Origin of the sequence: Pectobacterium versatile (assembly GCF_003932035.1) — a bacterium.
GTDB lineage: Bacteria > Pseudomonadota > Gammaproteobacteria > Enterobacterales > Enterobacteriaceae > Pectobacterium > Pectobacterium versatile.
Genome location: NZ_CP034276.1, coordinates 435,147 through 461,989 on the forward strand (window position 1 = coordinate 435,147; position 26,843 = coordinate 461,989).

28 protein-coding genes are annotated in these 26,843 nt (G+C 53.4%); 14 read left to right on the forward strand and 14 right to left on the reverse strand.

The window, feature by feature from the left end:
• The first annotated feature begins 267 nt into the window (after positions 1-267).
• On the forward strand, positions 268-1,278 hold the full coding sequence (gene exbB, locus EIP93_RS01995) for a tol-pal system-associated acyl-CoA thioesterase (protein ID WP_103942119.1): 1,011 nt from the start codon (positions 268-270) through the stop codon (positions 1,276-1,278).
• Positions 1,279-1,280: 2 nt separating this feature from the next.
• Positions 1,281-1,706 (forward strand): TonB system transport protein ExbD, encoded by a 426-nt coding sequence (gene exbD, locus EIP93_RS02000; protein WP_039354753.1) that lies wholly within the window; start codon positions 1,281-1,283, stop codon positions 1,704-1,706.
• Positions 1,707-1,814: 108 nt separating this feature from the next.
• Here exbD and EIP93_RS02005 read toward each other — a convergent pair whose 3' ends face one another.
• From EIP93_RS02005 to EIP93_RS02025, 5 genes are all read right to left on the reverse strand, one after another.
• Positions 1,815-2,834 carry a LacI family DNA-binding transcriptional regulator gene (locus tag EIP93_RS02005; protein ID WP_103861606.1) on the reverse strand — a complete coding sequence of 340 codons (1,020 nt, stop codon included), beginning with the start codon at positions 2,832-2,834 and terminating at the stop codon, positions 1,815-1,817.
• A 30-nt stretch (positions 2,835-2,864) separates the two neighbouring features.
• Entirely contained in the window at positions 2,865-4,274 is a 1,410-nt protein-coding gene (locus EIP93_RS02010) for a glycoside hydrolase family 32 protein (RefSeq protein WP_125232189.1), read from the reverse strand.
• Positions 4,274-5,644: a sucrose-specific PTS transporter subunit IIBC gene (locus EIP93_RS02015; protein WP_103861604.1), complete on the reverse strand. Its 1,371-nt coding sequence runs from the start codon at positions 5,642-5,644 to the stop codon at positions 4,274-4,276. The genes EIP93_RS02010 and EIP93_RS02015 overlap by 1 nt, the downstream gene beginning before the upstream one ends.
• A 70-nt stretch (positions 5,645-5,714) precedes the next feature.
• Positions 5,715-7,250, reverse strand: a complete 1,536-nt coding sequence (locus tag EIP93_RS02020) for a carbohydrate porin (protein ID WP_116362402.1) — start codon at positions 7,248-7,250, stop codon at positions 5,715-5,717.
• A gap of 198 nt (positions 7,251-7,448) precedes the next feature.
• Positions 7,449-8,372: an aminoimidazole riboside kinase gene (locus EIP93_RS02025; protein ID WP_125232190.1), complete on the reverse strand. Its 924-nt coding sequence runs from the start codon at positions 8,370-8,372 to the stop codon at positions 7,449-7,451.
• Positions 8,373-8,695: 323 nt separating this feature from the next.
• On the opposite strand from EIP93_RS02025, the gene EIP93_RS02030 reads away from it, so the two are divergent.
• From EIP93_RS02030 to EIP93_RS02050, 5 genes are all read left to right on the forward strand, one after another.
• The gene (locus EIP93_RS02030; protein ID WP_039555433.1) at positions 8,696-8,884 is read left to right on the forward strand and encodes a hypothetical protein; all 189 of its coding nucleotides are present in this window, start codon (positions 8,696-8,698) and stop codon (positions 8,882-8,884) included.
• A gap of 169 nt (positions 8,885-9,053) precedes the next feature.
• Positions 9,054-9,605 (forward strand): bactofilin family protein, encoded by a 552-nt coding sequence (locus EIP93_RS02035; RefSeq protein WP_125232191.1) that lies wholly within the window; start codon positions 9,054-9,056, stop codon positions 9,603-9,605.
• Positions 9,606-9,762: 157 nt separating this feature from the next.
• A complete protein-coding gene (locus EIP93_RS02040) occupies positions 9,763-10,074 on the forward strand; it encodes a type II toxin-antitoxin system HigB family toxin (protein WP_095993506.1) in 312 nt (103 codons plus the stop codon).
• Complete coding sequence (locus tag EIP93_RS02045) at positions 10,071-10,487, forward strand: helix-turn-helix domain-containing protein (RefSeq protein ID WP_125232192.1); 417 nt, start codon at positions 10,071-10,073, stop codon at positions 10,485-10,487. Before EIP93_RS02040 ends, EIP93_RS02045 begins: the two co-directional genes overlap by 4 nt.
• Before the next feature lie 207 nt (positions 10,488-10,694).
• Positions 10,695-11,153 carry a hypothetical protein gene (locus EIP93_RS02050; protein WP_039470406.1) on the forward strand — a complete coding sequence of 153 codons (459 nt, stop codon included), beginning with the start codon at positions 10,695-10,697 and terminating at the stop codon, positions 11,151-11,153.
• 97 nt (positions 11,154-11,250) lie between these two features.
• Here EIP93_RS02050 and EIP93_RS02055 read toward each other — a convergent pair whose 3' ends face one another.
• Together EIP93_RS02055 and EIP93_RS02060 are read right to left on the reverse strand one after the other, a co-directional pair.
• A complete protein-coding gene (locus EIP93_RS02055; RefSeq protein ID WP_125232193.1) occupies positions 11,251-12,603 on the reverse strand; it encodes a pyridoxal phosphate-dependent decarboxylase family protein in 1,353 nt (450 codons plus the stop codon).
• Between the two features lie 51 nt (positions 12,604-12,654).
• A complete protein-coding gene (locus EIP93_RS02060; protein WP_125232194.1) occupies positions 12,655-13,911 on the reverse strand; it encodes an MFS transporter in 1,257 nt (418 codons plus the stop codon).
• Between the two features lie 153 nt (positions 13,912-14,064).
• On the opposite strand from EIP93_RS02060, the gene EIP93_RS02065 reads away from it, so the two are divergent.
• From EIP93_RS02065 to EIP93_RS02075, 3 genes are all read left to right on the forward strand, one after another.
• Complete coding sequence (locus EIP93_RS02065) at positions 14,065-14,511, forward strand: winged helix-turn-helix transcriptional regulator (protein WP_040031897.1); 447 nt, start codon at positions 14,065-14,067, stop codon at positions 14,509-14,511.
• A gap of 9 nt (positions 14,512-14,520) precedes the next feature.
• The gene (locus tag EIP93_RS02070) at positions 14,521-14,988 is read left to right on the forward strand and encodes a YhbP family protein (RefSeq protein WP_125232195.1); all 468 of its coding nucleotides are present in this window, start codon (positions 14,521-14,523) and stop codon (positions 14,986-14,988) included.
• An 88-nt stretch (positions 14,989-15,076) separates the two neighbouring features.
• The gene (locus tag EIP93_RS02075; protein ID WP_125232196.1) at positions 15,077-15,730 is read left to right on the forward strand and encodes a Rossmann-fold NAD(P)-binding domain-containing protein; all 654 of its coding nucleotides are present in this window, start codon (positions 15,077-15,079) and stop codon (positions 15,728-15,730) included.
• Between the two features lie 11 nt (positions 15,731-15,741).
• On the opposite strand, the gene nrdG is transcribed toward EIP93_RS02075, so the two are convergent.
• From nrdG to pyrB, 5 genes are all read right to left on the reverse strand, one after another.
• Positions 15,742-16,206 (reverse strand): anaerobic ribonucleoside-triphosphate reductase-activating protein, encoded by a 465-nt coding sequence (gene nrdG / locus EIP93_RS02080; protein ID WP_039470412.1) that lies wholly within the window; start codon positions 16,204-16,206, stop codon positions 15,742-15,744.
• 81 nt (positions 16,207-16,287) lie between these two features.
• On the reverse strand, positions 16,288-18,426 hold the full coding sequence (gene nrdD, locus EIP93_RS02085; protein WP_039534742.1) for an anaerobic ribonucleoside-triphosphate reductase: 2,139 nt from the start codon (positions 18,424-18,426) through the stop codon (positions 16,288-16,290).
• 400 nt (positions 18,427-18,826) lie between these two features.
• A complete protein-coding gene (gene ridA / locus EIP93_RS02090; RefSeq protein ID WP_039354809.1) occupies positions 18,827-19,213 on the reverse strand; it encodes a 2-iminobutanoate/2-iminopropanoate deaminase in 387 nt (128 codons plus the stop codon).
• A gap of 98 nt (positions 19,214-19,311) precedes the next feature.
• On the reverse strand, positions 19,312-19,776 hold the full coding sequence (gene pyrI / locus EIP93_RS02095; protein WP_039491703.1) for an aspartate carbamoyltransferase regulatory subunit: 465 nt from the start codon (positions 19,774-19,776) through the stop codon (positions 19,312-19,314).
• Between the two features lie 15 nt (positions 19,777-19,791).
• On the reverse strand, positions 19,792-20,727 hold the full coding sequence (gene pyrB, locus EIP93_RS02100) for an aspartate carbamoyltransferase (RefSeq protein ID WP_039534745.1): 936 nt from the start codon (positions 20,725-20,727) through the stop codon (positions 19,792-19,794).
• 449 nt (positions 20,728-21,176) lie between these two features.
• Between pyrB and EIP93_RS02105 the strand changes: the two genes are divergently transcribed.
• The gene (locus tag EIP93_RS02105; RefSeq protein ID WP_010298260.1) at positions 21,177-21,644 is read left to right on the forward strand and encodes a NanQ anomerase/TabA/YiaL family protein; all 468 of its coding nucleotides are present in this window, start codon (positions 21,177-21,179) and stop codon (positions 21,642-21,644) included.
• A 47-nt stretch (positions 21,645-21,691) separates the two neighbouring features.
• Here EIP93_RS02105 and argF read toward each other — a convergent pair whose 3' ends face one another.
• Positions 21,692-22,699 carry an ornithine carbamoyltransferase gene (gene argF / locus EIP93_RS02110; RefSeq protein WP_039507323.1) on the reverse strand — a complete coding sequence of 336 codons (1,008 nt, stop codon included), beginning with the start codon at positions 22,697-22,699 and terminating at the stop codon, positions 21,692-21,694.
• A 375-nt stretch (positions 22,700-23,074) separates the two neighbouring features.
• Between argF and rraB the strand changes: the two genes are divergently transcribed.
• Positions 23,075-23,500, forward strand: coding sequence for a ribonuclease E inhibitor RraB (gene rraB, locus EIP93_RS02115; RefSeq protein ID WP_103861577.1), 426 nt, complete (start codon positions 23,075-23,077; stop codon positions 23,498-23,500).
• 101 nt (positions 23,501-23,601) lie between these two features.
• On the opposite strand, the gene EIP93_RS02120 is transcribed toward rraB, so the two are convergent.
• Positions 23,602-24,105 carry a GNAT family N-acetyltransferase gene (locus EIP93_RS02120; protein WP_103861576.1) on the reverse strand — a complete coding sequence of 168 codons (504 nt, stop codon included), beginning with the start codon at positions 24,103-24,105 and terminating at the stop codon, positions 23,602-23,604.
• A gap of 293 nt (positions 24,106-24,398) precedes the next feature.
• Here EIP93_RS02120 and EIP93_RS02125 point away from each other — a divergent pair, with 293 nt between their 5' ends.
• Entirely contained in the window at positions 24,399-25,580 is a 1,182-nt protein-coding gene (locus EIP93_RS02125; protein WP_103861575.1) for a YjgN family protein, read from the forward strand.
• A 155-nt stretch (positions 25,581-25,735) separates the two neighbouring features.
• Positions 25,736-26,773 (forward strand): M48 family metallopeptidase, encoded by a 1,038-nt coding sequence (locus EIP93_RS02130; RefSeq protein ID WP_103861573.1) that lies wholly within the window; start codon positions 25,736-25,738, stop codon positions 26,771-26,773.
• Positions 26,774-26,843: the final 70 nt, after the last annotated feature.

Consider the following 26,843-nt stretch of genomic DNA (forward strand, 5'->3'; position numbering starts at 1 on the left):
TTAGATGAGCACCAGCGCCTGCCATCTGCCAGATATATTCCTGAATGTTATTTTTTATAATTTTCTTATGCTTTTCCTGTCGATGTGCAGGTAATACCCCAAAAAAACCTGTTAGAACGCAAGAAAAAGTGTGTTATCTGATGTAAATAATAATGAGAACGACTATCAATTCGTTCAGGGTTTGGTATCATTTCAGGCTGCGTTATTGCGGCATTATACCTGCGGGTATGTGCAGGTATTGTACAGAATGAATGGTGGAGGCACAGCGTGAAGACGGCTGTCAGTAATACAACTCAACAGGTGTTATCAACCTGGCAAAAAAAACGTGGCGCGTTCAGCGCATTTTCCCGTAGCGTGCTGGTTATCCTGCTGTGTACGGCGGGACTAAGTGGAAATGCGTTTGCGGCTCCGGCAACGACGCCGTTGTCGACACAGAATGCAGCGCCAGCCGCGCAGCCAGCTGCTGCGTCCCCTTCTGATCCTGTGACGACTGATGCACAAGCCCCGACATCAGCGCTCACGCTTCCTGCCAGTGCGGCACCGGGCACCAATAACCTGATGAAAACCGATTTGTCCGTCTGGGGTATGTACCAGCACGCCGATGCCGTGGTGAAAACGGTGATGATCGGTTTGCTGCTGGCCTCCGTGATTACCTGGGCGATCTTCTTCAGTAAAAGCGTCGAGATGTCTGGCGCGAAACGTCGTCTGCGCCGTGAGTATCTGGCGTTGGAAGAGGCGAAAACGCTGGACGACGCGCTGGAAACCGCAGAGGCGTTCAAAGCTGGCAGCGTTGCACAGCAACTGCTGGTCGATGCGCAGAACGAACTGGAGCTTTCCGCACGTTCTGATGACAACAACGGAATTAAAGAGCGCACTGCGTTTCGTCTGGAACGTCGCGTGGCGGCTACCGGGCGTCACATGGGGCGTGGTAATGGCTATCTGGCGACGGTCGGCGCGGTTGCCCCGTTCGTGGGGCTGTTCGGTACGGTATGGGGCATCATGAACAGCTTCATCGGTATCGCGCAGACGCAAACCACTAACCTGGCAGTCGTTGCGCCGGGGATCGCAGAAGCCCTGCTGGCAACGGCGATCGGTCTGGTTGCTGCAATTCCTGCGGTGGTTATCTATAACGTCTTTGCACGCTCGATTGCTGGCTACAAAGCGATGGTCGGTGATGTCGCTGCACAAGTGCTGCTGCTGCAAAGTCGCGATCTCGACGTGGCTGCCAGCAACGATAACCGGGCGTCTTCAGCAGCGCATAAACTGCGGGTGGGTTAATCATGGCGATGCATTTGAAGGAGGACGTGAGTGATGACGGTGAAATGCATGACATTAACGTCACGCCGTTCATTGACGTCATGCTGGTTCTGCTGATTATCTTCATGGTAGCGGCCCCCTTGGCAACGGTAGATATTCGTGTCGATCTGCCGGCTTCATCGGCAGCACCGCAGCCGCGACCGGAAAAACCGCTCTATCTGACGGTAAAAGCGGATAAGCAAATGTTCCTGGGGGAAGAGGCGATTAATGAGCAGTCTCTGGCTCAGGTACTGGATGCAAAAACCAGTGCCAACAAAGAAACGACTATCTTCTTTCAGGCCGATAAAAGCGTCGATTATGAAACCATCATGAGCGTGATGGATTCACTGCGTAAGGCGGGCTACCTCAAGGTGGGTCTGGTCGGTGCGGAAACCGCTGCCGCTAAATAACGGCTGGCGGTTGTGTTGTAAGAAGGAATGCGGGGTGAACGTTCAAACCGCATTCCTTTTTTTACGCTTGTAGGTTTACATCTGGGTGATATGGCTGGCCGCTTTGGCCTACGCCCGCGAGTCAGGATGACGCCAGTGAATACGCGTCGGGATATAGCGTCGATCTTCTTCAAGCGGCTGTTGTGCAATCAAACTCGTAATCATTTCAAAGCTGTTGCGCGCCAGATTCTCACAATCCTGCGCCACGGTATCGATCTTCAGCGGTAAGCAATCAAACAGATAGTGATCGTCAAAGCAGCACAGTCGAATGCCGCTTTCCATCAGGTTATGCTGGTTCATATAACGCAGCACGCCTTCCATCAGGCCACAGGCGGCAACAAACAGCGCTTTTGGCGGACGACCCAGCGTTGCACACAGTTGAGCAAACATTTCATAACCCGCGCTAGGGTGATAGCTGCCGTGAATAATCCACTCTGGCTGGCAATCAATGCCCGCGCGCGTGAGTCCAAGTTGGAAGCCTTCCAGACGGTGGCGAGTCGGGGAAATTCGCGGCTGGCCACCAAGGAAATAGAACTCATCACGATGCTGACGGGCGATGCGCTCGACCATTTCCGCCGTGGATTCTACCGCTTCGGAAATCACCATGGGCAGCGTGGAATCACCAATCACCCGGTCAAATTGTACGACGGGCAACTGCTGATTAATTTTCTGATATTCGACATCGCTTAACAGGCTGGAAGCGACAATCAGGCCATCGACCTGACGCTGTACCAGACTGTTGACCGCCATCATCTCCTGACTGGCATTTTCGTCGGTGCAGGCAATCAGCAACTGTAGGCCTGCTTCACGGCACAGCATTTCCAACTCGCGGGAAATCACGGCAAAGCCGTAGTTGGTCATTTCTGGCACCACCAGCCCCAGCGTGTTGCTGCGTGAGGAACGCAGCGAACGGGCGTGAATACTGGGTTGATAACGTTGTTCGTGCGCGACGGCTAAAATGCGGTCGCGGGTTTCATCAGAAACGCGAAACTCTTTGCTACGTCCGTTGAGTACCAGACTGGCGGTGGATTTTGATACACCGGCCAGCGCGGCGATGTCACTGATTGTTATGCGTTTAGTCGGTTTCACCGCGAGGTCTGCTATCAGAAAAAAGGAAAGTTATTCTATCACGCATGGCGCTAACAGCCAGTGCTGTAGCGTTAATCGCCCAGAGCCGCTGAATGTCATGGTTGCTTCGCTTTCTGGGAAATAGCGTGCAGACATCACGGCTTCACCGTCGTTGATAAAAATTTCAACGCTGGAGCGATCGCACAGGATCTGCAATTGGCTCAGGTCACCGCGCCAGTAGCGATGTTCGGGCTCGCCTGTGCGGCGGTTACGTCGGCTCAGCGTCACGCGCTCACCGTCCCAACAGAGAACCAGCTGGGAGGCGAGGTTGAACTGGAATTCCCCCTGCACGGTGATGAGGATTTCTGCACTGCTAGCGTGAAGTGAAGACGCGTAGTCTGCGGCACCCTGCCAGGTGTAATGCTGTCTGCGTAGTTGTTGAAGTTCACGCGCAGGACGTTGATAAACGCGATCGCCATGCAGCGTGAGTTCACGCGGACAGGTCATGGTATGGATCCAGCCCTGTTCGATCGTGGGTTCAAAAAACTCATTGTCGTCAGGAATCGACATCCAGCCGAATAGCAGGCGTCGCCCGTCTTCACTCAATGTTGTTTGCGGTGCGTAAAACTCAAAGCCGAGATCCAGTTCGTGGAAATTCTGATGTGGGTACGTGCCGTTTTCGTAATTGAGTGAGCCAATGAAATAGCCCGCCTGAAAGGTATTCAGGTAGCGTTCCTCTTCGGCGGGAACCCCCTGCGGGCAACAAATCAGGACGTCTTTGCCATCCAATGGGAACAGGTCCGGGCACTCCCACATGTAGCCAAAATCACCGAGTCCGCCCAGACGGGAACCGGCGATCTCGCCGATCTTCTCCCACGCCAGCAGATCGGCAGAACGGTAGAGCAGCACTTTACCTTGCAGATCGAGATCCTGTGCGCCGAGCACCATGTGCCAGTGGTCGTCATGACGCCACACTTTGGGATCGCGAACGTGGCCGGTGTAGCCGTCGGGGAGCGTCAAAACTGCTCCCAGCTTGTCATATTCACCGTTAGGATTCTCACGGGCGAGGCACTGAAACGCGGTACGTGAACCGTCATCGTATTTCACGTTACCGGTGTAAATCAGCGTGATCGCGCCATGATCCACCACGGCAGAACCAGAGTAGCAGCCGTGGCTTTCATAGCTTTCGCTCGGTACCAGCGCGACGGGTTCATGCGTCCAGTTCACCAGATCGGCGGAACTCCAGTGCCCCCAGAATTTCGCTCCGTGGGCACAGGCTAAAGGATTCCACTGATAAAACAGATGGTAACGCCCGTTGTGATGAATAAATCCGTTCGGATCGTTGAGCAGACCAACGTTCGGAGACAGATGCCATTCCGGGCGATACGGATCTTCCTGTTTCCGTGAATGGCCTGACATCAGGGCGTGCGCCATGCGCTTTAGTAAGTGGACTTCCTTCATTATTCGCTATCCGTTTTATATTTCAGCAGTAAGGAAAGGATAAAGGCGGCACCGAACGCAATTAACATCCCAATCAGGTAGTTAAGCATTGAGCCCCCTTGCACAATCGCCAGTCCCGGAAAACCGGTCAGCCCGACGGCCGTCATGTTGACGTGATTGAAGACCACCCATGCGCCACCGAGCGCACCGCCTGCCAGTGCTGCCAGGAACGGTTTAATGAAGCGCAGGTTGATACCAAATATCGCGGCTTCCGTGATGCCCAGCAGGCAAGAAAGCCCGGCAGGAACGGCAATCGCTCGGGTTTTGGCATCACGCGTTTTGAAGTATACCGCCAGACATGCGCCGCCCTGCGCCACGTTCGCCATCGCCCAAATTGGCAGCAGGAAGTTGACGCCGATATTCGGGTTGCCAAGCAGTCCGGCTTCAATCGCATGGAAGCTGTGATGAACGCCAGTGATGACGATGACGGAATAGAGGCCACCGAACAGCAAACCGGCCAACCAACCCGCGTGAGCAATCAATGTGCTGAGAACCAAAGAAATGCCATCGCCCAGCGCACGCCCAGCAGGCCCGATGAGCAGCATGGCGACAAAGCCGGAAATGATGACGGTCAGGAACGGTGTGACGATGATGTCCAGTGCGTCCGGTACGACCTTACGCAGGCGTTTTTCCACGATGCTCATGAACCAGACGGCCAGAAGAACCGGAAACACGGTGCCCTGATAGCCGATCATGGCGATGTCCATGCCGAAGAAATGCATGGTCTGGAAACCACCGGCGACGCCCCAGGCGTTGGTCAACGCTGGATGCGTTAGGATACCGCCCAGTGTCGCGCCCAGATAAGGGTTGCCGCCGAATTCCCGCGCGGCGGTAAAGCCGATCAGAACAGGCAGGATAATAAATGCCGCGGAGCTGAACATATCCAGCATGACGAAGATCGCGCTGCTGGAATCGACCCAGCCGTAGGTCTTGATCATGCCGAGCAGCCCCATCAGCAGACCGGACGCGATAATCGCCGGCATGATAGGGACGAAGATGTTCGATAACAGACGCGCGAGACGTTGCAGCGGGTTCAGTTTTTTCGCGGCAATAGAGGCCGCTTCGGATTTACTCGATTCACTGATGCCTGCCGCTTTGATGAATTCGGCATACACCTTGTTAACCAGCCCGGTGCCGAAAATGATCTGCATTTGTCCGGCATTCTGGAAGCAGCCCTTAACGCCATCGACGTTCTCGATCGCTTTCTTGTCAGCCAGACTGTCGTCATTCAGTACCAGACGCAGACGAGTCGCGCAGTGGGCAGCACTGGCTATATTCTCTTTCCCGCCGAGAAGGGGGATGAGTGCGGCGGCAGTAGCGTTGATATCCATGTTATTCCTCTCTATATGCGGTTTCTTCAGCGTCGGTCACAGCGTAACCGACGCTAAGGCTGGCCAATTATCAGAACCAGGTTTCCATCTGGATACCGAAGTTCCATTCGCCGCCTGCTTTAAAGCCGGTGGAGCCAAAGGTATCTTCACTGGAGTAGTTATCCAGTCGCTTATCCCAGTCCATGTAGCTGGCAAACACGCGCAGTTCAGGGCGGCTAAAGAAGTTACCGATATCGCCGACCTTGAACGTTGGTGCAAAGGTCAGCTTGTAGAAGCCGCCGCTCACCTGATTCAGGCTCCGATAACCGCGCGGATCGAGGTCCATGTATTGATAGCTGCCTTCATAGGCCAGTGCAAAGTTTTCGGTGATTTCCTGAATCAGACGCGCATTAAAGGTGACCCATTCGTAGCTATCGCCGTTGACGTAACGGTCTTTGCTGGTTTGCGCCAGAATGGACGGCGCGAAGCTCCAGGTCTTGTTCAGCGCCGTTGTGCCGTAGGTCGCAAAGCGCCAGGTGTTGGCATCGTTAGTCAGGTTGCCGTCAGCACCGATGTTCTTCACTTCACCGCCCAGACCGTGACCGTAGAGGATCGCGGTTTTCGATGTCCCGTCGCGTAAGCCATAGAAGCTGTCGCCGTGGTAAGCCACCATCGCGTGATAACCTTTGTCGCCAGCGTTGGTGTTGGTGACGACAGTGCTATCGCGGCTGGTACCCGTGTTTTCTTTTACATCGTTGTTCTTGGCGGTTAACCCGTTCAGCATGAACTGGAATGGCCCGACGTAGTTATTTGCGGTAAAGACATAGTTTTTGATGTCGTTATCCAGCGAGGTAATTTCACCGAGGCTGCGGCCATACAGCGAGAAGTTACTCTTGGCGCTGTCCGCCCATTTCACGTCATAGATCCCGCCGCCGGTACCCGCGAGGAAGACCACGTCGCTGTCCAGCCAGTGAATATCGAAGTTATCGCGATCGAAGCGTTTACCTGCCCACAGCGTGGTGTCCTTAAAGGCACCGGTGAAGGTTGGCAGTGAACCCAGCTCGACGAACGCTTCACGAATGTTCAGGTCGCTGGTAGCCGCCGTCCAATCGTTATAGCTGCGTTGACCGTCCGCCATCATCACTTTGAAGCGGGTGGTTGCGCCGTTATCCAGCTTCTGTTTGTGCTCCAGTTTGATCTCGACGTAGGTGTCGTCTTCATTGCCTAAACGACCAATATGTCCGCCAGTCTGACCGGCAGGGGACATGCCCGGCCCGATATCGGTTTTGGAACTGGTGGCAGAATCATTGATCGACAAGCCAGAACGCGCGTAGCCGTGGAATTCAAATCCATCAGCGAACGACTTCTGCTTGGCCAGCGCCGTTGTACGCTGTTCCACCTGCTGGGTTTTTTGTTCGGTTTGGGTCGTGCGGGTGGCTAACTGCTGGGTTTGCTTTTCAGCGGCATTAGCTCTGGCTTCGGCGGCCTGAGCACGGGCCTCAGCCTGTTGCAGACGCTGTTCCATGGCGTTCAGGCGGGCTTCAATACTGTCGGTGTTGGCAGCGGAAACATAAAACGGGGAGGAAAGTAATAATCCTATCGTCACAGCAAGGTGGCTTGGTTTCATTTTTTCGTTCTCGTCGTGAAGGAGATTTATTGTTTTTGGATTTCTCATGTTTAGCTAAATTGCTAAACCGGTTTTTCATGAGGAAAATAAAAGCCAAAAGAAGGGTTAGCAAGACATTTCACTCGCCCGATTCTGTAACTGTGATCCTGACTACAAAACCGGGCGGTAACCGTATCAAACGAGGGGATTAGGGCTTGTTTACGGGAGGGCGTGCAGTTGCTGCGCATAGGGGAGTGCGGTCATCGCGCCTTTTGCCGTGGTGGCCAGTGCACCGCACCGCTGCGCCTGCGCGATAATCGGGTCCCAGCTTAGCGGCTGTGACAGGTCGTCATACTGCGCCAGGCCGTGCAGTAAACCGGCGACGAAGGCATCCCCCGCGCCAGTGGTATCGACGGGTGTCACCGATGGCGCGGCAAAGTGCCGTAGCTGGTGGCGATCGTGCAGCCAGACGCCTTCGCTACCCAGCGTCACCAGCAAGAGTTGGGTAGGGTAGCGCTGCATAAACTGCTGAATCCCCGCTTCAACATCCGGTGTTGAGCAGAGAAAGGCCAGTTCTTCACGCGATAGCTTCACCACGTCGGCCAGCATCAGCGCCTGTGTCAGACAGTCGCGCAGTTCCTGCTCGCTTTGCCAGAGATCGTCACGGATATTCGGGTCGAAGCTGATCCATCCCTGTGCGGCTTTCACCTGCTGCATCGCCGCAAATGCGGTGCTGCGCGAAGGCTCCTGCGAGAGTGCGATAGAGCAGAGGTGCAGCCATTCTCCCCGGTTGAATACCGGCAGGTCTTCCGGCTGTAAAAACAAATCGGCACTCGGGCGCACCATGAACGTGAAGGTGCGTTCCCCTGTTTCATCGAGGCTCACGACCACAGTTGAGGTTCGGTGGAGCCTGTCGTGCGCCATATAGCGAGTATCAACGCTTTCCTGTTCCAGCACTGTTTTTAGAAAATGGCCAAAAACATCGTCACCGACACGACCAACAAAGGCACTGTTTCCCCCGAGTCTGGCAATGCCGACCGCCACATTGGCGGGCGCGCCGCCAGGGCATTTCAGATAGCGTTCCGTATCTTCCGGGATGAGATCGACAACCGCGTCGCCCATGACCCAAATTCTGTTTGCCATAACGTTACTCTTATCAATGATAATTAGACTGTTTGCTAAAATAGAAGAATCGGTTTAGCTAAGCAATATCATTATGAGAATGTCTACAGGATAAAATAGCAGGGAGGAAATAAACTGGGGAAGAGATTGTGAGTTACAGGAATATTTTAAGTGTATGGATAATCATGTTTTTTTGACATCAAGGCGTAGAAAAAGGAAAGTGAACACGATCGAGTTTTTGAACACTCGGGCTAAATAAAATACCTTTTTGCCCGATATTCTTTATGTCGTTTGGCGGTACAGCATGACTGTCACAAGGAAGATACCAAGAAGGAGAGAATGGCATGACTCATAAAATCTTGGATAACATGTTGGATGAATTAAAAACTGTCGTTAAACAGCACGTCGGTGATAGTGCTGACGTTCAGATCGACATACGCTATCTGGAAGGTGGGCGTAAAGCGCTTCGTATTACCATCCCTGATATTTCCACCCTGGAAATTGAATTTAATCGGCGTTCCGATCGTGCGTAATTACAACCTGCTTTGGGGAATATGGGCGATATGGGCTTTATTGGTTATCGTCTGGCTTATTGATATTTATAGTGAATTTCCCCTTCGATATTACGGTCAGGGAGTGGCTGCCGTACTCGCCGCAAGTGCCACGATCGCATTTTTCTATACTGTTAAAAGGAATAACACGATGTTTTCATTCGATAAAAACAAAAAAGACGCAAAAGAACCGCAAGAGCGCAGTGAAATAAACAGCTCTCCCGCTATCAGTCCATCGAACGAGTTGATTAATTCAGTGAACCCTGTGCGCGTGAAAAAAGACACCTTCATTTCTCAGGGGGCGCGCATCACGGGCTCTTTGGCCGTGGATGGCAACATCACCGTGGAAGGGCGAATAGAAGGTGATGTGCAGTGTGATAACACGATTAAAGTGGAGCACACCGGTCAGGTCAACGGCGAAATGAAGTCGCAGCAGATCGTCATCAACGGCCACGTTGAAGGACGCATAGCTGCCAGCGTCGTCGCCATTCTGGCGCAGGGCAAAGTGTTCGGCGACATTTTCACCGATGAACTCTCCATCGAAAAAGGCGGCGTCTTCACCGGTCAATCCCACCCGCTGACCCCGCCAGCGCAGAACCAAGAAAAACTGACCTACGTGGAAAAGAAAAAAGAGAAACCCAGCAAAGCCCCCGCAGAGCAAGAGAACGTCGTCGCGCTAGCGAGCAATGCGCCAACGGCGTGAGGTTCTCCCTTACTCTCTGGATGTAAGCTTCGTGCTCCCCGCTCTGCGGGGATAAACCGAACAGCAGGGATGTAGATTATAACGGTTTCCTTATTGTCAACTCGTTCCATTTACGGCATATTGTTTCCAATCTGGAAACATCAGGGAGTGAATCCAGATGCATGTTATTTCGCGGGCACCTTTCGACACTGCAACCACTCAGTTTCCGAATCAGGCTACAGCACTTGCTGACCTATATCGGGTTATCAAACGCGAAATGTATGCAACACCGGACGATATGAAAAAACGTTTCCCTAGCCTAGATAGGATGAAATACCGGGAAAAATGGTGGGTTATTGATATTGGTGGCGGGCATCTTCGAGTGATGTTTTTTGCTGATTTTGAGCGGGGGAAAATCTTCATCAAGCACATTACATCCCATGCAGAGTATGACAGGCTGACAGAGTATTACCGGAGGAATAAAGAATGATGTACGCAGACGCTATCAAGGCAGCTAACAACCTGACGAGTATCGTACCATTCCTCGGAGGCAGCACCTCTCGTAAGGATTATGAGGATGCGCTGAAACTCACTGAATACCTGATCGAGAGTGAGCCTGATAGTCCGCTAATCGATATGCTGACTGCCAAAATTGACAAATACGAGAATGATGCACCGGAGTTTGCAGCCTTCAACGAACGTGTTAAAGCACTCCCGGCCGGTATCGCTTTACTGCGCGTCCTTATGGATCAGCATCAGCTAATGCAGAGTGATTTTGAAGCTGAGATTGGTAAAAAGTCTCTGGTATCCCGCATTCTAAACGGTGAGCGCACTCTAACGCTTGATCACATGAGAGCGCTTGCTAAACGATTCGATATTCCCGTGAGTGCTTTTGTTGATTGACACGACTGTTCAGCGATTCTTGCTAAGAGCAGCATAATGCACCGCGCTATAATGTGTTCCCACATCAGCGGGTTCAAATCCCGCTTCTGGCTGGCGCGATGGGGGATTGCGTGTCAGTATTAAAGCACGCTATTTTTGCGCCCACCGTCACGGTGAGGCGCTATGCCAATGATTTTTGTCTTCCATACGCTACCGTAAGGAGATGATATGAAAGTTGAAGCCGCAGAGTCGTCAGTTTTTGCCAGCCAGCAGGTGATGGCGAAGCGTTCTACCGAGCATGCAGAGAAAGCGGCGCTGTCCGAACAGCTTCAGTCTTATCAGGCGGGCAGCGGTGCCGTTCCTGCTGGTCAGACGACACGGTATGATTTCACCCGCATTAGCCCTGCTGAACTGTATGAAACGGTTGAAGGCCTTGTCAGCAGTGGTCGGTTAGGGCGTGAAGAAGGGTCCGCGCTGCTGGGTTTTGTCTCGTCGCCGAGAGCCGAAGGAGGAAGCATTCCGCCTTCCAATGTGTTCCAGCCGATTAATGTTTTCGACACCATTCAGCAAGGTGTCGCGGGCGCATCATCCCGCAGCGAAGTGCAAAATACCGAAAGCCTACAGCGTGCCGCCGAGGCGCTGAACCGCTTTCAGGGGCAGGTCTCCAGTATTAGCGTTTACGTCTAGCGCATTTCGGCGCGCATAATTTGATGAAGTCCCTTTTTTTATCCCCGCGCTTGCGGGGATAGTCGTTTTATACCGCGTTCATCGTTTTAGGCTTCGTTCAGCGTGGGGCCTGAGTCTTGATCTCCGTCAGCAGTGCGATCAACGCCTGCACGTTGTCGTCCTGCGTGCGCCAGGATGACACGCTGATGCGCAGCGCCGGACGCCCCTGCCAGACGGTGCCGCCAAACCATGCTTTACCAGACGCCTGTAGCGCCTCTCGTATCGCTGTCGTTTGGCTGTCGGTTTCCCCCCGCAGCAGGACCTGATTGAGCACAACCCGATTCAGTACTTCAAAACCCGCGTGACGAAGGCCGTCGGCGATGAATGTCGCCTGTCGGCAGTGCCGTTCGACCATCTCTGCTACGCCATCACGTCCCAGCGTACGCAGTGCTGCCCATACCGGAATGCCGCGCGGACGACGGGAAAATTCGAGCGTCAGATTCTTCTGCGCATCGCGTGCCGCACTGGAGTAAACCGCATCTGCGTTCATCGCCTCGGCCAGCACGTCCGCATCGCGGCAAATCGCCATCGCACAGTCGTAGGGGGTGTTCAGCCATTTATGCGCATCCGTTGTCCAACTGTCGGCCAGTTCGATGCCGTCGGTGAGCGCCGCGTGGGATGAGGCTCTGGCCCAGAGTCCGAATGCACCATCAACGTGAACCCAGGCACCCGCTGCTTTCGCAATGGGGATGATCTGCGCAAAGTCATCGAACTCGCCCGTGTTTACCTCGCCCGCCTGCAAACAAAGAATCGTACGATCGTCCAGCGGAGGAAGCTGTACCACATCGATCTGCCCAAACGCATTAACGGGCGCGATGCGTAAATGGCGTAGCCCAAAGCCGAGTACGCGCAGCGCTTTCTTGACGGTGATGTGCGTCAGTTCCGAAATCACGACCTTAATTTCAGGCGCGCCGTTCAGTCCATCGTTGTCAAAATCCCAGCCCTGTTTTGCCAGCAGGGCACGACGCGCGGCGGCTAAACAGGAAAGCGTACAGGCGGTGGCGCTGGTGCCGAACCCCACGGCGCTTTCTTTGGGTAAGCTCAGCGCATCGAGCACCCAGCGGCTGGCGAGGCGTTCCAGCGTGGCGGATACCGGCGAATTATCAAAGGTGGAGGCGCACTGATCCCAGGCGATCATCAATCGTTCGGAGGCGGCGGCAACCGGTAATGAGGCACCGATAACAAAACCGAAATAGTTCGGGCCATTGGAGGCGGTGGTGGCCGGTGAACCGACGTCATCCAGCAGTGCCAGCGTGCTTTCGGGCGAGAAGCCCTGTTGCTGCAGCGTTTCATCAAAACGAGCCAGCGCCGCGATGGCATCTGCATCGGGGAAAACCCGACGCTGTGCAGCCTCAGCCAGATAACGTCGGCCGCGCTCGTCGGCATCAGCCAGTAAAGTCAGTTCGCTCATGCTTTTTCCCTTATCAATATGGTTCTTTTATCAAGAAACGTTGTTTCGCTATCACGATGGTGTGGATACGGTCGGTGACGGAGCCGAAACGTGCAGCGTCATTTTCCAGAAAAGCAGCGCCAGCAGGCTGACGGTTGCACCAAGGAGGCACACGGCTGACCAGCCCGCAGCGTCATACGCCGCGGTGGTTGCCATCGCACCCAGCCCGCTGCCGATGCTATAAAACAGCATATAACAGCCAACCAGACGGCTGTGCGCATCAGGATGCGTCTTGAAAATCATGCTTTGGTTGGTGACGTGAATGGCCTGTCCGCCCAGATCGAGCACGATGATGCCGACCACCAGCGCGAAGAGAGAATAGGGCGCCAGCCACAGCGGCAGCCACGATGCCAGCAACAGTAACAGGGCGATGCCGCTGACCCACTGTTCTCGCCCTTTATCGGCCAACGAACCCGCTTTCACCGCCGCCAGCGCGCCGAGAATACCGACCAGACCAAACGCACCGATAACCGTATGAGAAAAGAAATACGGCTCGCGACTCAGCGGCAGAACTAACGCGCTCCAGAAAATGCTCAGGGCAGCAAACATCAGTAAAGCGATGACGCCACGTATTTGCAACACCCGTTCTTTACGCAACAGGGTCAACATAGAAATCAGCAGCGCGGAATAGCGCGGGCGTTGCCGGGCTGGTGGCTGATGCGGTAGTGCGCGCCATAAAAGAACGGCAAGCAGGAGCATCAGCAGCGCTGAGAAGAAGTACACGCTGCGCCAGCCTGCTAGATCGGCGATGAAGCCGGATAGCACGCGCGCCAGCAATAGCCCAATCACCACGCCGCCCTGTGCAGCACCGACAACGCGCCCGCGCTCTTGCGGGGCGGCAGCCGTCGCGGCATAAGCAATTAGACCCTGCGTCATTGCTGTGCCAAGCATGCCCACGGCCAACATGCCGATCAATAAAGACAGAGGCGTGGTGGATAGCCCAACGGCGATCAGCGCCATGATGAGCGCACCCAATTGGGCGAGCATCAGATAGCGCCGATTGAGAATATCGCCTAGCGGCACCAGCAGAATTAATGCCAGCGCACAGCCAAGCTGCGTTGCGGTCATCACGCCGCCAACGGCAGCGATACTGATGTGAAAATCTACCGATAATGCATCCAGCAGCGGCTGTGCGTAATAGACATTGGCGACGCTGAGGGCGCTGGCACAGGCAAACAGCAAAACTAAAGCGCGCGGCAATGTCATCTGCGTGCTGTAAAGATCGCCTTCGGTGACGGATGACGTGGTATGAATAGGGCTTGTTTTCATCGTATTTGCTTTCATTACTCAATTTGGTTTCAAAATAAAACCACTTGAAGCATAAATACTCTGGTTTTATTCTGCAACCAAAAAACGTGCGGTCAGTTTTCAGCCTGTGGGTAAGGCAGGTAGGATGAAAAGGAAAAAGGAGAGGAAGTATTCATGGTGAAGCGCAAAAGTCTGAAAGAGGATGCGTGTCCCGTCGCCCGCGCGCTAGATGTGGTTGGCGATCGCTGGGCGTTGCTGATTATCCGCGATGCCTTCGACAATCGCCGCCGTTTCGGCGATTTTCAACGCAGTTTGGGTGTTGCTAAAAATATTCTTACCGATCGTCTGCGTACCCTGGTTGAGGAAGGCATTTTGTCCGTTCAGCCCGTTTCCGAAAGCTCGGCCTATCAGGAATATATCCTGACGCCAAAAGGCGAACAGCTATTCCCACTCGTTGTGGCGCTACGCCAGTGGGGGGAGCAGCAGCTGTTTGCGGAGGGGGAACCTCACTCCCTGCTATTGGATAAACACACCGGCCAGCCTCTGCAAACCATGCTGCCGCATTCTGCGGAAGGGCAGTTAGTGGTCGGGCAGGATACGTTCGTTCAGAAAGTGGATTGAGGCAGCGTAATGCAGAAAGAACCGAGAGAAAAAAGCAGCGATCTTGAGGCAATCTCCCGCTATTTGAAGAAGTTGCACGTACTGACGTTGTGCGTGGGTGAAAATTCGGAATTATGGTGTGCGAGTTGCTTCTATACTTATGACGATCAACAAATAGCCTTCTATCTAATGACAGAGTTGCAGACGCGCCACGGTGAAATCATGGCAAGGTTGCCGCAGGTGGCCGGCACGGTCAGCGGCCAGCCGAAGAGTGTGATGCTGATTAAAGGCGTGCAGTTTCGGGCGCAGGCGGTGCAGTTGGAGGGAGATGACGCGCAGCAGGCCAGAGCACGGTACAACGCGCGTTTCCCTATTGCCCGTGCATCGCAAGCGCCGATCTGGCGACTCGATCTGACAGAAATCAAAATGACGGACAATATGCTGGGCTTTGGTAAGAAACGCCACTGGCAGCGCGACGAGCAGACTCTTCAGCGCTAATCGTTCTTCAGGGATAGCGGTGTCATAGATAAGAACATAAACGTAAAAAGATGGGATAGTGAAAGACGTAGAGCAAGGGGGAAAACCGATGAGCCGAGTACTGTTATTAGGTGCAACGGGGTTAGTGGGGCACGAATTGTTAGAGCTGTTGAAAGCCAATAATCGGGTAGAGACGATCTATGCGCCGACCCGTAAGCCGCTGGCATCGTCGGAGAAAGTGATCAATCCGCACGATCCCGATCTGTCTGCCGCGCTGGCGCAATTGACCGACTCTGTCGACATCGCCTTTTGCTGTCTGGGATCGACGCTCAAGACGGCAGGCAGTAAGCAGGCGTTCCGCTATGTGGATTACACGCTGGTGGTGGAAGGATCAAAAGTGGCGCTGGCGCTGGGTGCGACGCACCTGTTGGTCGTCAGTTCGCTGAGTGCGAATGCGACGTCGCCTTTCTTCTATTCGCGAGTGAAGGGAGAAGCGGAAAAATCGCTGCGTCAGCAAGGCTGGCAGCATCTGACATTAGCGCAGCCGTCGATGCTGCTAGGAGAAAGAGAGGACAGCCGTCCGCTAGAAAGTCTGGCCGCCCCGCTGTTCCGCCTGTTCCCAGCAAAGTGGCGAGCCATTGAGGGGAAAACGGTCGCGCAGGCGTTGCTGAATCAGGCGTTCTCACCCGAGCCCAAAGCGCGGGTTACCGTGCTGGAATCCGATCAATTACGTTCACTGGGTAAACAGCAGGCGCTTCAGTAGCCTCCTGTCGATCAACGCAGGCGGTGGACAACCTGATTGCTGCTGCCGCGCCAGATCAGTGCGGGATCTTTCAGATCTTGCACAAATTTTCCATCGACTAACACGTTGATGAGATCGACCACCCGCTGCTGCTCCGGCGTAAGTTCCGCCAGCACGTAGCCCGTCCAGACCCAGATATCTTTGCCTGGGCATTCCGCGCGTATCCGTTCGACCAGCCGCAGGATATCAGGCACATTCTGAGGATGAAGCGGATCGCCGCCAGACAGCGAAATTCCCTGCCGGGGGATCGCTGTATCCTGGAGATCGGCGATGATCCGATCTTCCTGTTCCTGCGTAAACGGCTGACCGGAGTTGAGTCGCCAGGTGCTTTTGTTGTAGCACCCCACGCACTCATGCACGCAGCCAGCGACAAACAGCGTGCAGCGGGTGCCGGGGCCGTTGACGACATCAACGGGATAATACTGGTGGTAATTCATGCTGTAGAGCCCATGTTATGAAGCGGGCGCGTGTTGACGGTGCCGCGAAAGGTGGGCCGCATTGCTGCGGCCCTGAAGGGATTACCCCAGTTGACCGTTACCTAAGTGTTTGATTCGACGCTTCACTTCTTCCTGCTTACCAGCGTTGAATGGGCGTGCATCCGGGCTGCCGAGGTAGCCGCACACGCGGCGCGTGACGGAAACGCGGGCCGAATCGTGGTTACCGCATTTCGGGCAGGTGAAGCCTTTGCTGGTGCACTCGAATTCACCAGTGAAGCCACACTCATAGCATTCGTCGATCGGCGTGTTGGTGCCGTAGTAAGGCACGCGGCTGTAGCTGTAATCCCACACGTCCTCCAGCGCTTTGAGGTTGTGTTGCAGGTTCGGATATTCGCCGTAGCAAATGAACCCACCATTAGCCAGCGGCGGATAGGGCAGCTCGAAGTCGATTTTCTGATAAGGGTTCACCTTCTTCTCCACATCAAGGTGGAAGCTGTTGGTGTAATACCCTTTGTCCGTCACGCCCTGCACGACGCCAAACTCGGCGGTATCCAGACGGCAGAAGCGGTCGCACAGGTTTTCACTCGGTGTGCTGTACAGGCTGAAGCCATAACCCGTTTCGTCTTTCCACTGCTCGGTGGCGGCTTTCAGGCGAGTGATAACGGCCACGGCTTTGGCACGCAGCGCCTCGTCATCAAACACATGCGTTTGGCTACCGAAGAGCGCGTTAATCGTTTCATGCAGGCCGATATAGCCCAGCGAAATCGAGGCGCGCCCATTCTTGAAGATGTCCGCAATGCTGTCGTCCGCTTTTAAACGCACGCCGCACGCGCCTTCCATATACAGGATTGGCGCGACGCGGGCTTTCACGCTTTCCAACCGCGCAATGCGCGTCATCAGTGCTTTCTTCGCCAGCGCCAGACGCTGGTCGAGCAGCGTCCAGAAGCGATCTTCATTGCCTTCGGCCTCCAGCGCAATGCGCGGCAGGTTCAGGCTGATCACACCTAAGTTATTGCGGCCGTCGTGAATCTGCTGGCCGTTTTCTTCATAAACGCCGAGGAAGCTGCGGCAGCCCATTGGCGTTTTGAACGAACCGGTGACGTTCACGACTTGATCGTAGTTGAGAATATCTGGGTACATGCGCTTGCTGGCGCACTCCAGCGCGAGCTGTTTGATATCGTAATTCGGATCGCCCGCTTTGTGGTTCAGACCGTCGCGGATAGCAAAGACCAGTTTCGGGAATACCGCCGTTTTGTGGTTTTTACCCAGCCCGGCAATGCGGTTGCGCAGGATCGATTCCTGAATCAGACGCGATTCCCAGCTGACGCCGAGCCCGAAACCAAAGGTCACGAACGGCGTCTGGCCGTTAGCGGTGTGCAGCGTGTTAACTTCGTATTCCAGTGACTGGAAGGCGTCGTAGCACTCTTTTTCCGTGCGGGTTAAAGCATAATTTTCCGCATCAGGAATCTGCCACTCTTCTGCCACCGCTTTATGTTTAGCATGGCTGGCGGTGACGAACGGCGCCAGAATTTCATCAATACGGTTAATCGTAGTGCCGCCATAAATGTGGCTGGCGACCTGCGCGATAATCTGTGCGGTGACGGCGGTAGCGGTTGAGATCGACTTCGGTGGCTCAATCTCCGCGTTGCCCATTTTGAAGCCGTTGGTCAGCATGCCGTTCAGGTCGATCAGCATGCAGTTAAACATTGGGAAAAAAGGCGAGTAGTCGAGGTCGTGATAGTGAATCTCACCGCGCTCGTGCGCCAGCACTACATCACGTGGCAGGATGTACTGTTTGGCGTAATGCTTGGCGACAATACCTGCCAGCAGATCGCGCTGGGTGGGAATCACTTTACTGTCTTTGTTGGCGTTCTCGTTCAGCAGCGCCATGTTGCTCTGCTCGACCAGACCGCGAATTTCCTGATTCAGGCGACCGTGGCGCTCACGCGCAATATCGCGGTCATGGCGGTATTCGATGTAGGTACGCGCCAGTTTTTTGTAATTGCCGGACATCAGCAGGTTTTCGACCGCGTCCTGAATATCGCGGATATCCACGCGCGATTTATCCTGCATTTGTTGAGCGACCGCACAGGCCACAGTTGCACAGTAGTCTGCATCATTGACACCGGCTGCATGTGCCGCGCGTTCGACCGCCTCTTTGATACGCACTTCATCAAAAGGCACCTGGCAACCGTCCCGTTTAATCACTACTGGTTTCACGTTTTCTTCCTCTGGAAAGGTTATCCACAGGCGAAAACCGTAACTGACAAGGGTTACAGAGGGCTGTGGATGACACTGTGGATAAACACTATATGTAGTTCATGTTTACAGGATAGGCACTATATATTGAAATTGCGTAGGGGTGCTTGCGCTTTTATCGCTGTAAAATTGATGTAGAGCAAAGAAATCCTCATGTCGCGGGGAATTTGAGCCTGAACAAAAAATAGCCAAAAAAGGCGGTGAGAGTGGGAAGGCTTGCTACGCGCGGCTTGGCGGAAACTTGTTTGTTTTTTGACCGTGATGTGTGCTGGGAATGTCAATAATGTTGTTGTGGTGAAAGAAAGAACAGAAAAAAAGCGCACCGGTTACCGTGCGCTTTTTAGGGATATTGCGGTGATATTTAGCGACGAACGGCGATCGCTTCGATCTCGATCTTCACGTCTTTTGGCAGGCGTGCGACTTCAACGCAAGAGCGAGCCGGGAACGGCGCGCTATGTTCGTTGAAGAAGGCTTCATACGCGGTGTTCACGAGAGCAAAATCGTGCAGGTCTTTCACGAACACGGTCATTTTCACGATATCGGAAACTTTCAGGCCAGCGGCTTCCACAATCGCCTGAACGTTTTCCAGTGACTGACGCGTCTGAGCGGTGATGTTATCTGCCACCAGGCCGCTTTTCGGGTTCACGGGGATCTGGCCGGACGTGAAGATCATGCTGCCAAGGTCGACGCCCTGAACATAAGGGCCGATGGCGGCTGGGGCGTGCTCAGTGCTGATAATGCGTGACATGGTATCTCCTTGATGGGGGCGTAAAAGAAACGCGGACGCCGCCATTATTCAAAAAAGCCCCGCCACAGGCAATGTTCATCGCGGGGCAATGCAGAAAACTAGCGATCTTGCAGCACTGCCTGACGCTCAAACTCTTTCTCGCAGTACTTACACTTCAGGTGAACGTCGCCGTCGCGCTGCTTCACGCTGAATGACGACGACACCGGCTCGCTGCGGCTGATGCAGTTGCTGTTCGGGCAGGTGAGCACGCCGGTAATATGGTCTGGCAGCGTCGGCACCAGCTTGCGTACCACGTCATACTCATCAATCTGATTGACGGTAGCCTGCGGTGCGTAGATCGCCAGCTGGTTCGCCTGTTGTTCAGTCAGGAAGACGTTCTCGATCTTGATCAGATCTTTGCGCCCAAGGTGGTTGGACGGCAAGTTCAGGCCGATGGTGATGCGCTGGTCTGTCGCGGTCAGTTTAAACAGCGTCAGCAGCTTAAAACCCACCTGTGCGGGAATGTGGTCGATCACCGTGCCACGTTTGATCGCTTCAACCTGTAATTTATTATCGTGTGTCATGATGGTTTCTTCCTCTTACAGAACCAGTTCGCGATTTAAGACCAGCGCCAGCAGCGCCTGACGGGCGTAGATTCCGTTGCCTGCCTGTTGGAAATAATAGGCGTAAGGCGTGGCATCCACATCAATGGTGATCTCATCGACGCGCGGCAGCGGGTGCAGCACTTTCAAATTCGGGCGGGCGCTGTGCAGGTCGGCGGCGCGCAGGACAAACTGGGATTTGATGTTGATGTATTCAGACGGGTCCAGACGCTCTTTCTGAACGCGCGTCATGTACAGAATATCCAGCTCGCCGACGACATCGTCGATGCTGTTGTGCAGGCTGTAAGCAATATTCTTCTCTTTCAGCATGCTCAGAATGTAGTCCGGCATCGCCAGCGCGTCGGGGGCGATGAAGTAGAAGCGATTACCTTCAAACTTCGCTAGCGCCTGCGTGAGCGAATGCACGGTGCGGCCATATTTCAAATCACCGACCATCGCGATATTGATGTTATTCAGTCGGCCCTGCGTTTCCTGAATGGTGAACAAATCGAGCAGCGTCTGCGTCGGGTGCTGGTTCGCGCCGTCGCCGGCGTTCAGAATCGGAATACCGCCGGAGAATTCGGTTGCAAGGCGGGAAGCGCCTTCCTGCGGGTGACGCATCACGATGGCATCAACGTACTGGCTGATGACGGAAATGGTATCTGCCAGCGTTTCGCCCTTTTTCCCCAGCGACGTGTTGTTGCTGTCAGCGAAACCGACGACGGAGGCGCCGAGGCGATGCATTGCGGTTTCAAAGGATAAACGTGTCCGGGTGGAGGCCTCGAAGAAGCAGCTGGCAATCACTTTATGTTTCAACAACTCAGGCTGAGGATTGGCTTTCAGACTGGCAGCGACACGCAGCGCCAGTTCCAAATCTTCCCGACTGAGGTCGTTAATCGAAATAATATGTTTTTGATAGAGCGGATTGACCATGTTGTCTTTCTCCTAACGTGTACACAGGAAATGTCGTATCTGGTTGCCCGGATTGTGGGCCAAAAAAAAGCCCCTCATTGAGGGGCTTTCTTCATTGAATCATTGAGCAACGGAAAGGAAAACGCTAGCTGGCTGCCGGATGGCAGTTGTGGTTGAGAACCAACATAAGCAGCGGATTTTTTGGTGTAACGGTGCATGACCCCTCCCGGCAAACTGTCGGGGATTATACGCGCCGACTAGGCTATTTCAAGCAGAAAACGTGGTTTTTTACGCATCGCAATCGGTTGCGGGTCGCGTGCCGTATGCATAACGTTCGTCAGTGAAAGAAGGCCGATTGAGAAGAGTGGTGGGCAGTTCACTTTTTCGTATTAACACGCTGGCGGGCGTCACATTTGGAGAGTATAAGGATTGTAAAACAGGGTTTCATTTTTATATTAACGAGGGTTTTTATGATTACTGGCAACGTCCACCACCTTGAACTGGTTCCTTATCTGCCTGCCAAACTGCGCGAAGCGATTGAATACGTGAAGCAAAACATTACGGCAGACACGCCGTTGGGCAAGCATGATATCGAGGGCAACAGCGTGTTTGTGTTGATCTCTAACGACAGCACCGATCTGCTGGAAAAACGCCGCGCCGAGTATCACGCCAAATATCTGGACATTCAAATTGTACTGTCCGGTGTGGAAGGGATGACGTTCAGTAATCTGCCTGCGGGCAAGCCGGATACCGATTGGCTGGCGGATAAAGACATCGCTTTCCTGCCTGCGGGCGAGCAGGAAAAACAGTTTGTGATGCAGGAAGGGGATTTTGTCGTCTTCTTCCCAGGGGAAGTGCACAAACCGCTGTGTGCCGTTGGTGAACCTGCGCACGTGCGCAAAGCCGTAGTGAAAATCGACGCGTCTCTGGTGGTATAAACCGCCGGAAAGCCTACCCCTCCCCGTTCTGGGGAGGGAAGTCAATCTTAATCCTGTACCAGCGTGGCGACCATCACCGCTTTGATGGTGTGCATGCGGTTTTCCGCCTGATCGAACACGATGCTGTGCGCGGATTCAAAGACTTCATCCGTGACTTCCATTCCACCGTGCAGACCATACTGCTCCGCCATTTGTTGGCCCATCGTCGTCTGATCGTCGTGGAACGCGGGCAGGCAGTGCAGGAACTTCACCTGCGGATTACCCGTCGCGGCGATCATCGCCATGTTCACCTGATACGGTTTCAGCAGCGCGATACGCTCTTTCCAGGTCTCTTTCGGTTCCCCCATGGAAACCCAGACGTCGGTATAAATGAAATCTGCGCCCGCGACGCCCGCGGCGATATCTTCCGTCAGCGTGATACTGCCACCGGTTTGTTCTGCCGCCGCCTGACACTCAGCCACCAGACCGGCATCCGGCCAGCAGGCTTTTGGCGCAACAAGACGTAAATCCAGCCCGGTCAGTGCGGCCGCTTCCAGCATGGTGTTACCCATGTTGTTGCGTGCATCGCCAGCGTAGACGAGCGTCATCTCTGACAGCGGTTTACTCGGCAAATGTTCCTGCATTGTCAGCAGGTCCGCCAGCAGCTGCGTAGGGTGGAATTCGTTCGTCAGCCCGTTCCAGACCGGGACGCCCGCGTATTGCGCCAGCGTTTCGACAATTTGCTGGCCATAGCCGCGATATTGAATGCCGTCGTACATTCTTCCCAGCACGCGTGCGGTATCCTTGATGGATTCTTTATGGCCGATTTGGCTACCGCTTGGGCCGAGATAGGTCACTTGCGCGCCCTGATCGTATGCAGCAACTTCGAAAGAGCAGCGAGTACGAGTCGAATCTTTTTCGAAGATGAGTGCGATGTTTTTACCTTGCAGGCGGCGGGCTTCTGTCCCGTTTTTTTTATCGGCTTTCAGTTTCGTTGACAGGGCTAAAAGATGGGCAATTTCTGCGGGTGTAAAATCCATTAACCTTAAAAAATGACGCTTATAGAACGGTTGCATGATGTATCTCTCCATGTGGCTCAACACTATCCCCGTCATACTTCAAGCTGCATGTGCGTTGGCTTCTCTTACTCACCCCAGTCACTTACTTGAGTAAGCTCCTGAGGATTCGCGCGATTGCCGCGTTACGAGGCCCATAAATGAGCCTCGCCCTAAAGGGCCAACGCTTTGCGTTGTTCAAAACGTTAACGTTTTGTCCTGCAACTCGAATTATCTAGGGCATATCTATTGGATTAAAAACTATCTTTTGAATTAAAATTCACTTTATATGTGTAATTATTCAAATTCAAGTGGTGATATCAAACTTTGTGGTGGAGCAAGCCGCAGGGCTGTGGGACAATAAGTAATATTACGTCGTTTAATGAGGACTGAGGCATGGCAAACCGCGAATTACTGGAAGAGCAACGGGAAGAGACACGCCTGATCATTGAAGAACTGCTGGATGATGGCAGCGATCCTGACGCGCTCTATACCATTGAACACCATTTCTCTGCTGAGAAGTTTGAAGTGTTGGAAAAAGTCGCTGTAGAAGCCTTCAAGCTGGGTTATGAAGTGACGGATGCGGAAGAACTGGAAGTGGAAGATGGTGTGTTGCTGATGTGCTGCGATGCCATCAGTGAAGTTGCGCTGAAGGCGGAACTGATCGACACGCAGGTAGAACAGCTACTGGCGCTGGCAGAACGCCACGGCGTGAATTACGACGGTTGGGGCACCTACTTCGAAGATCCAGATGGTGAAGGCGAAGAAGACGGGGATGATGAAGATTTTTATGACGAAGATGATGACGGCAAGCGCCACTAAGTCATTAATCTCGAAGAACACGCCTCACTGAATGCCGCAGGAACACCCTGCGGCGTTTTTTATTCGGTATGACAATGCGTGATTACCGTACTTTCAGCCTATTACAGTACCTTCAACATCGTTACTTCACAGTCGGTGTGGCCCGTGTTGCCCATTGCGTGGGGAATCGACTCGAAGCCCAGCGACTCATACAGTCGGATCGCGCTGGTCAGGTGTCCGGTTGTTTCCAGATAGCAGCGGCGAAAGCCGTGCTGACGAGCAAAATCAAGCGCCTGTATCGCTAGCTGACGTGCCAGCCCTTTGCCCCGCACGACGGGTAAGAAATACATTTTCTGTAATTCACACACATCTTCTTCGCCTGCGACCAGCGGGGCAATGCCGCCACCGCCAACCACGCGGCCTTCATATTCAACCACCCAGTAGGCGCTTTTCGGCTGGTTATACAGGGCAAATAGCGCATCCAAATTCGGATCGGAAACGGTATAGCCTTTATCGGCTGTCAAACCAAATTCAGCAGAAACCTGACGGATGACCTGAGCGATAGCGGCATCGTCCTGCGCGGTAATTGGGCGTACCTGAAGATTGGCGGAGGTCGCGGTTGTCATAATACGTACTCTTGTTCTTACGGTTTACGAGGGGGAATGATCCTAGCCGATTGTAATACCATTTCAGACCACATCGATGCAACGCCTATCCCCGTCATACTTCATGTTGGCTATGCGTTAACCTCTTTGCGGGCTTCTCTATTCCTTGTAATTAATAAGTATATGAACTTGTTTGGTTGCTGTTAACTTTTATTGTTGTCGTTAACAAGACGTGCTTAAATAAGCCGCTTTTTGTATGCCAGTAACGCTTTTAAGCGCTTTATTAGGCTTATTTCTTTTAGGATGAAAGGTTTATGACAATCAATACTTCAAAAAATAGCACGCAGCATCGCGTGCAGTTTCATGGTAAGGCTGGGGAATATTTTGCAATTTGGCTGGTGAATGCGTTATTAACGGTAATCACCTTGGGTATTTATTCTGCCTGGGCGACAGTGCGCCGTCGCCGTTATTTCTACGGCAACACGGAAATTAACGGTGACCGTTTTGATTACCACGCACAGCCCATTCAGATCCTCAAAGGGCGTTTGCTGGTTATCGCCGGTATTATTCTGTTTTATATCATAATGGGGATGTCACCCGTTCTCGGTACTATTATCGCACTGGCATTTGCGGCACTGATTCCAATTATTGTAATCCGCAACTGGCGTTATGACGCCATTATGTCCAGCTACCGTGGTGTCCGTTTTAACTATCACTGCCAGACGGGCCGCGCCTATTGGGTGTTGCTGCTTTGTCCTATTCTGCTGTTACTGGCTTTTTATGCCGTGTTGGCTGTAACTCTGTTGATTGGCTCGCAGAGCGATAGCCCGATTCTGATCGGATTTATTGTGCTGGCAGTTGCTATTCCGGGATTTGCCGCGGTGAATGGCATCATGAAAATGATGCAGCTCGATTTCTATGTTAATAACCTGTTCTTCGGCAAAACAGCGTTTAAAGCGGAATTGGCAAAAGCAGCGTTTATTAAGTTCGCCCTGATTAGCCTGCTGATTTTTGTTCCTTTCCTGATCGCATCGCTGTCATTCATGAGCTCATTCTTTTTCACGCTGTTCCAAACTATTATGATGGGCGGCGGAAATGAAGATCTTGTACTGATGATGCTGCTGAGCAACGTCTTCAATATGATCATGATGTTCGTTGTAGCGCTGCTGGGTGTGCTGGTTTCCAGCAGCTATCTGGTGGTCGCACAGCGTAATTATCTGTTTAATCAGACATCGCTGAATGGTGGTGTGAAATTGCACTCTTCCATGCAAACAATGTCTTACATGGGGTTGCTGATAACCAATAGCCTGATCACTATTTTCTCTTTGGGTTGGGCTGCTCCTGTGGCAGAGATTCGTCACGCACGCTATATCGCGAATGCGACGGCGGTTGAAGGCGATCTGGCACTGCTGCACGTTCAGGCCCATCAGGACACAGCAAACAGCGCACTGGCCGAAGAAGCCGTGCAGGCGCTCGATTTGGGTGTCGGTCTCTAAAACTATCTCATTAGGACTATTTTACTTGCCATTTTGAACCAGGGCAGTGCTCGCAATCCTCACGTACTACGTGTACGCTCCGGTTGCTGCGCGCTGTCCGTGCCCAAACTGGCTGCGACAATAACGCCTAATGGGATAAGTTATAAGGCAGGAATATGAATATTGAGGGGCATTATCAATACCCCGGATTGGCGGCCCGTGTGGCCGCTTCTCTTCATTTAACGGACAACGGTTCGATGATGGTGCTGAACACCGAGTCATCGAACACGACATTTGCGTTGGAGCAGGTCACGGTTTCTGATGCGCTGGGTTCTATTCCTCTGACATTAACGTTTCCTGACGGCAGTCGCTTTGTTCCTGCCGACGATCCTGCCTTTCGCACATGGTATTCCGCACGACGTCGCCCAGGACTTGTCCATCGTTTGGAACGCCATAAGCGTGGCGTCATTCTCACGCTACTCGCCACAATCTTACTCGTCATAAACTACGTTTACGTGGTACTGCCGTGGGCAAGTTCTGCGCTGGCGCTACGGATGCCTAGCACTATCGAACAGCAACTGGGACAAAATACGCTAAAGCTGTTACGGCACAGTGATTTTAAGCCTTCTAAATTGCCTGTTGAGCGCCAGCAGGCGATGCAAGCGCTGTTTCAACAGGTCATGCCCGCTGATATGCGGGAAGACAAAACGCCACTGCGCCTGGAGATCATGTCCGCGCCTATCGGGCCGAATGCTTTTATGCTGGCAGATGGCACGCTGATTATCAGTGACGATCTGGTGAAGCTGGCGAAAAGTGACAACGAGCTGGCCGCGGTGATGCTGCATGAAATGGGACACCACGCCTATCGCCACCCAATGCGCATGGTGGTGCGTTCATCGCTGGTATCGCTGACTTTCATGTGGATGACGGGAGATGTCAGCGGCGTGGGGGATACCTTGTTGCAGTCTGCCGCTTTTATCAACGAGATGCAGTTTTCCCGCGATATGGAACGGGAAGCCGACGCATGGGCAATAGCAGAAATGCAGCAGCAAGGGCGTTCGCTTCAGTCGATGCAGGCGATGTATCGGGCCTTGATCGCTAACGACCGCAGTCAGGATGAAATTGATTCTCTGGATTTACCGGACTGGCTGAGTACGCACCCGGATATGGATGAGCGGCTGAAAGCCATTGAAAGCGAGATGAATAAGCACTAATCCTCAGTTCTCGATTCTCACCTCCGATCTAACCCTGCCTTGTGTTAATCGTGTGTGGTTTCACCGCACA

Bases quoted from the DNA above. Each gene is read 5' to 3' on its own strand.
- exbD (WP_039354753.1), top strand. From the start codon at position 1,281: ATGGCGATGCATTTGAAGGAGGACGTGAGTGATGACGGTGAAATGCAT.
- EIP93_RS02010 (WP_125232189.1), bottom strand. From the start codon at position 4,274: ATGAAGGAAGTCCACTTACTAAAGCGCATGGCGCACGCCCTGATGTCA.
- EIP93_RS02015 (WP_103861604.1), bottom strand. From the start codon at position 5,644: ATGGATATCAACGCTACTGCCGCCGCACTCATCCCCCTTCTCGGCGGG.
- EIP93_RS02020 (WP_116362402.1), bottom strand. From the start codon at position 7,250: ATGAAACCAAGCCACCTTGCTGTGACGATAGGATTATTACTTTCCTCC.
- EIP93_RS02025 (WP_125232190.1), bottom strand. From the start codon at position 8,372: ATGGCAAACAGAATTTGGGTCATGGGCGACGCGGTTGTCGATCTCATC.
- EIP93_RS02030 (WP_039555433.1), top strand. From the start codon at position 8,696: ATGACTCATAAAATCTTGGATAACATGTTGGATGAATTAAAAACTGTC.
- EIP93_RS02035 (WP_125232191.1), top strand. From the start codon at position 9,054: ATGTTTTCATTCGATAAAAACAAAAAAGACGCAAAAGAACCGCAAGAG.
- EIP93_RS02040 (WP_095993506.1), top strand. From the start codon at position 9,763: ATGCATGTTATTTCGCGGGCACCTTTCGACACTGCAACCACTCAGTTT.
- EIP93_RS02045 (WP_125232192.1), top strand. From the start codon at position 10,071: ATGATGTACGCAGACGCTATCAAGGCAGCTAACAACCTGACGAGTATC.
- EIP93_RS02050 (WP_039470406.1), top strand. From the start codon at position 10,695: ATGAAAGTTGAAGCCGCAGAGTCGTCAGTTTTTGCCAGCCAGCAGGTG.
- EIP93_RS02055 (WP_125232193.1), bottom strand. From the start codon at position 12,603: ATGAGCGAACTGACTTTACTGGCTGATGCCGACGAGCGCGGCCGACGT.
- EIP93_RS02060 (WP_125232194.1), bottom strand. From the start codon at position 13,911: ATGAAAACAAGCCCTATTCATACCACGTCATCCGTCACCGAAGGCGAT.
- EIP93_RS02065 (WP_040031897.1), top strand. From the start codon at position 14,065: ATGGTGAAGCGCAAAAGTCTGAAAGAGGATGCGTGTCCCGTCGCCCGC.
- EIP93_RS02070 (WP_125232195.1), top strand. From the start codon at position 14,521: ATGCAGAAAGAACCGAGAGAAAAAAGCAGCGATCTTGAGGCAATCTCC.
- EIP93_RS02075 (WP_125232196.1), top strand. From the start codon at position 15,077: ATGAGCCGAGTACTGTTATTAGGTGCAACGGGGTTAGTGGGGCACGAA.
- nrdG (WP_039470412.1), bottom strand. From the start codon at position 16,206: ATGAATTACCACCAGTATTATCCCGTTGATGTCGTCAACGGCCCCGGC.
- ridA (WP_039354809.1), bottom strand. From the start codon at position 19,213: ATGTCACGCATTATCAGCACTGAGCACGCCCCAGCCGCCATCGGCCCT.
- pyrI (WP_039491703.1), bottom strand. From the start codon at position 19,776: ATGACACACGATAATAAATTACAGGTTGAAGCGATCAAACGTGGCACG.
- pyrB (WP_039534745.1), bottom strand. From the start codon at position 20,727: ATGGTCAATCCGCTCTATCAAAAACATATTATTTCGATTAACGACCTC.
- EIP93_RS02105 (WP_010298260.1), top strand. From the start codon at position 21,177: ATGATTACTGGCAACGTCCACCACCTTGAACTGGTTCCTTATCTGCCT.
- argF (WP_039507323.1), bottom strand. From the start codon at position 22,699: ATGCAACCGTTCTATAAGCGTCATTTTTTAAGGTTAATGGATTTTACA.
- rraB (WP_103861577.1), top strand. From the start codon at position 23,075: ATGGCAAACCGCGAATTACTGGAAGAGCAACGGGAAGAGACACGCCTG.
- EIP93_RS02120 (WP_103861576.1), bottom strand. From the start codon at position 24,105: ATGACAACCGCGACCTCCGCCAATCTTCAGGTACGCCCAATTACCGCG.
- EIP93_RS02125 (WP_103861575.1), top strand. From the start codon at position 24,399: ATGACAATCAATACTTCAAAAAATAGCACGCAGCATCGCGTGCAGTTT.
- EIP93_RS02130 (WP_103861573.1), top strand. From the start codon at position 25,736: ATGAATATTGAGGGGCATTATCAATACCCCGGATTGGCGGCCCGTGTG.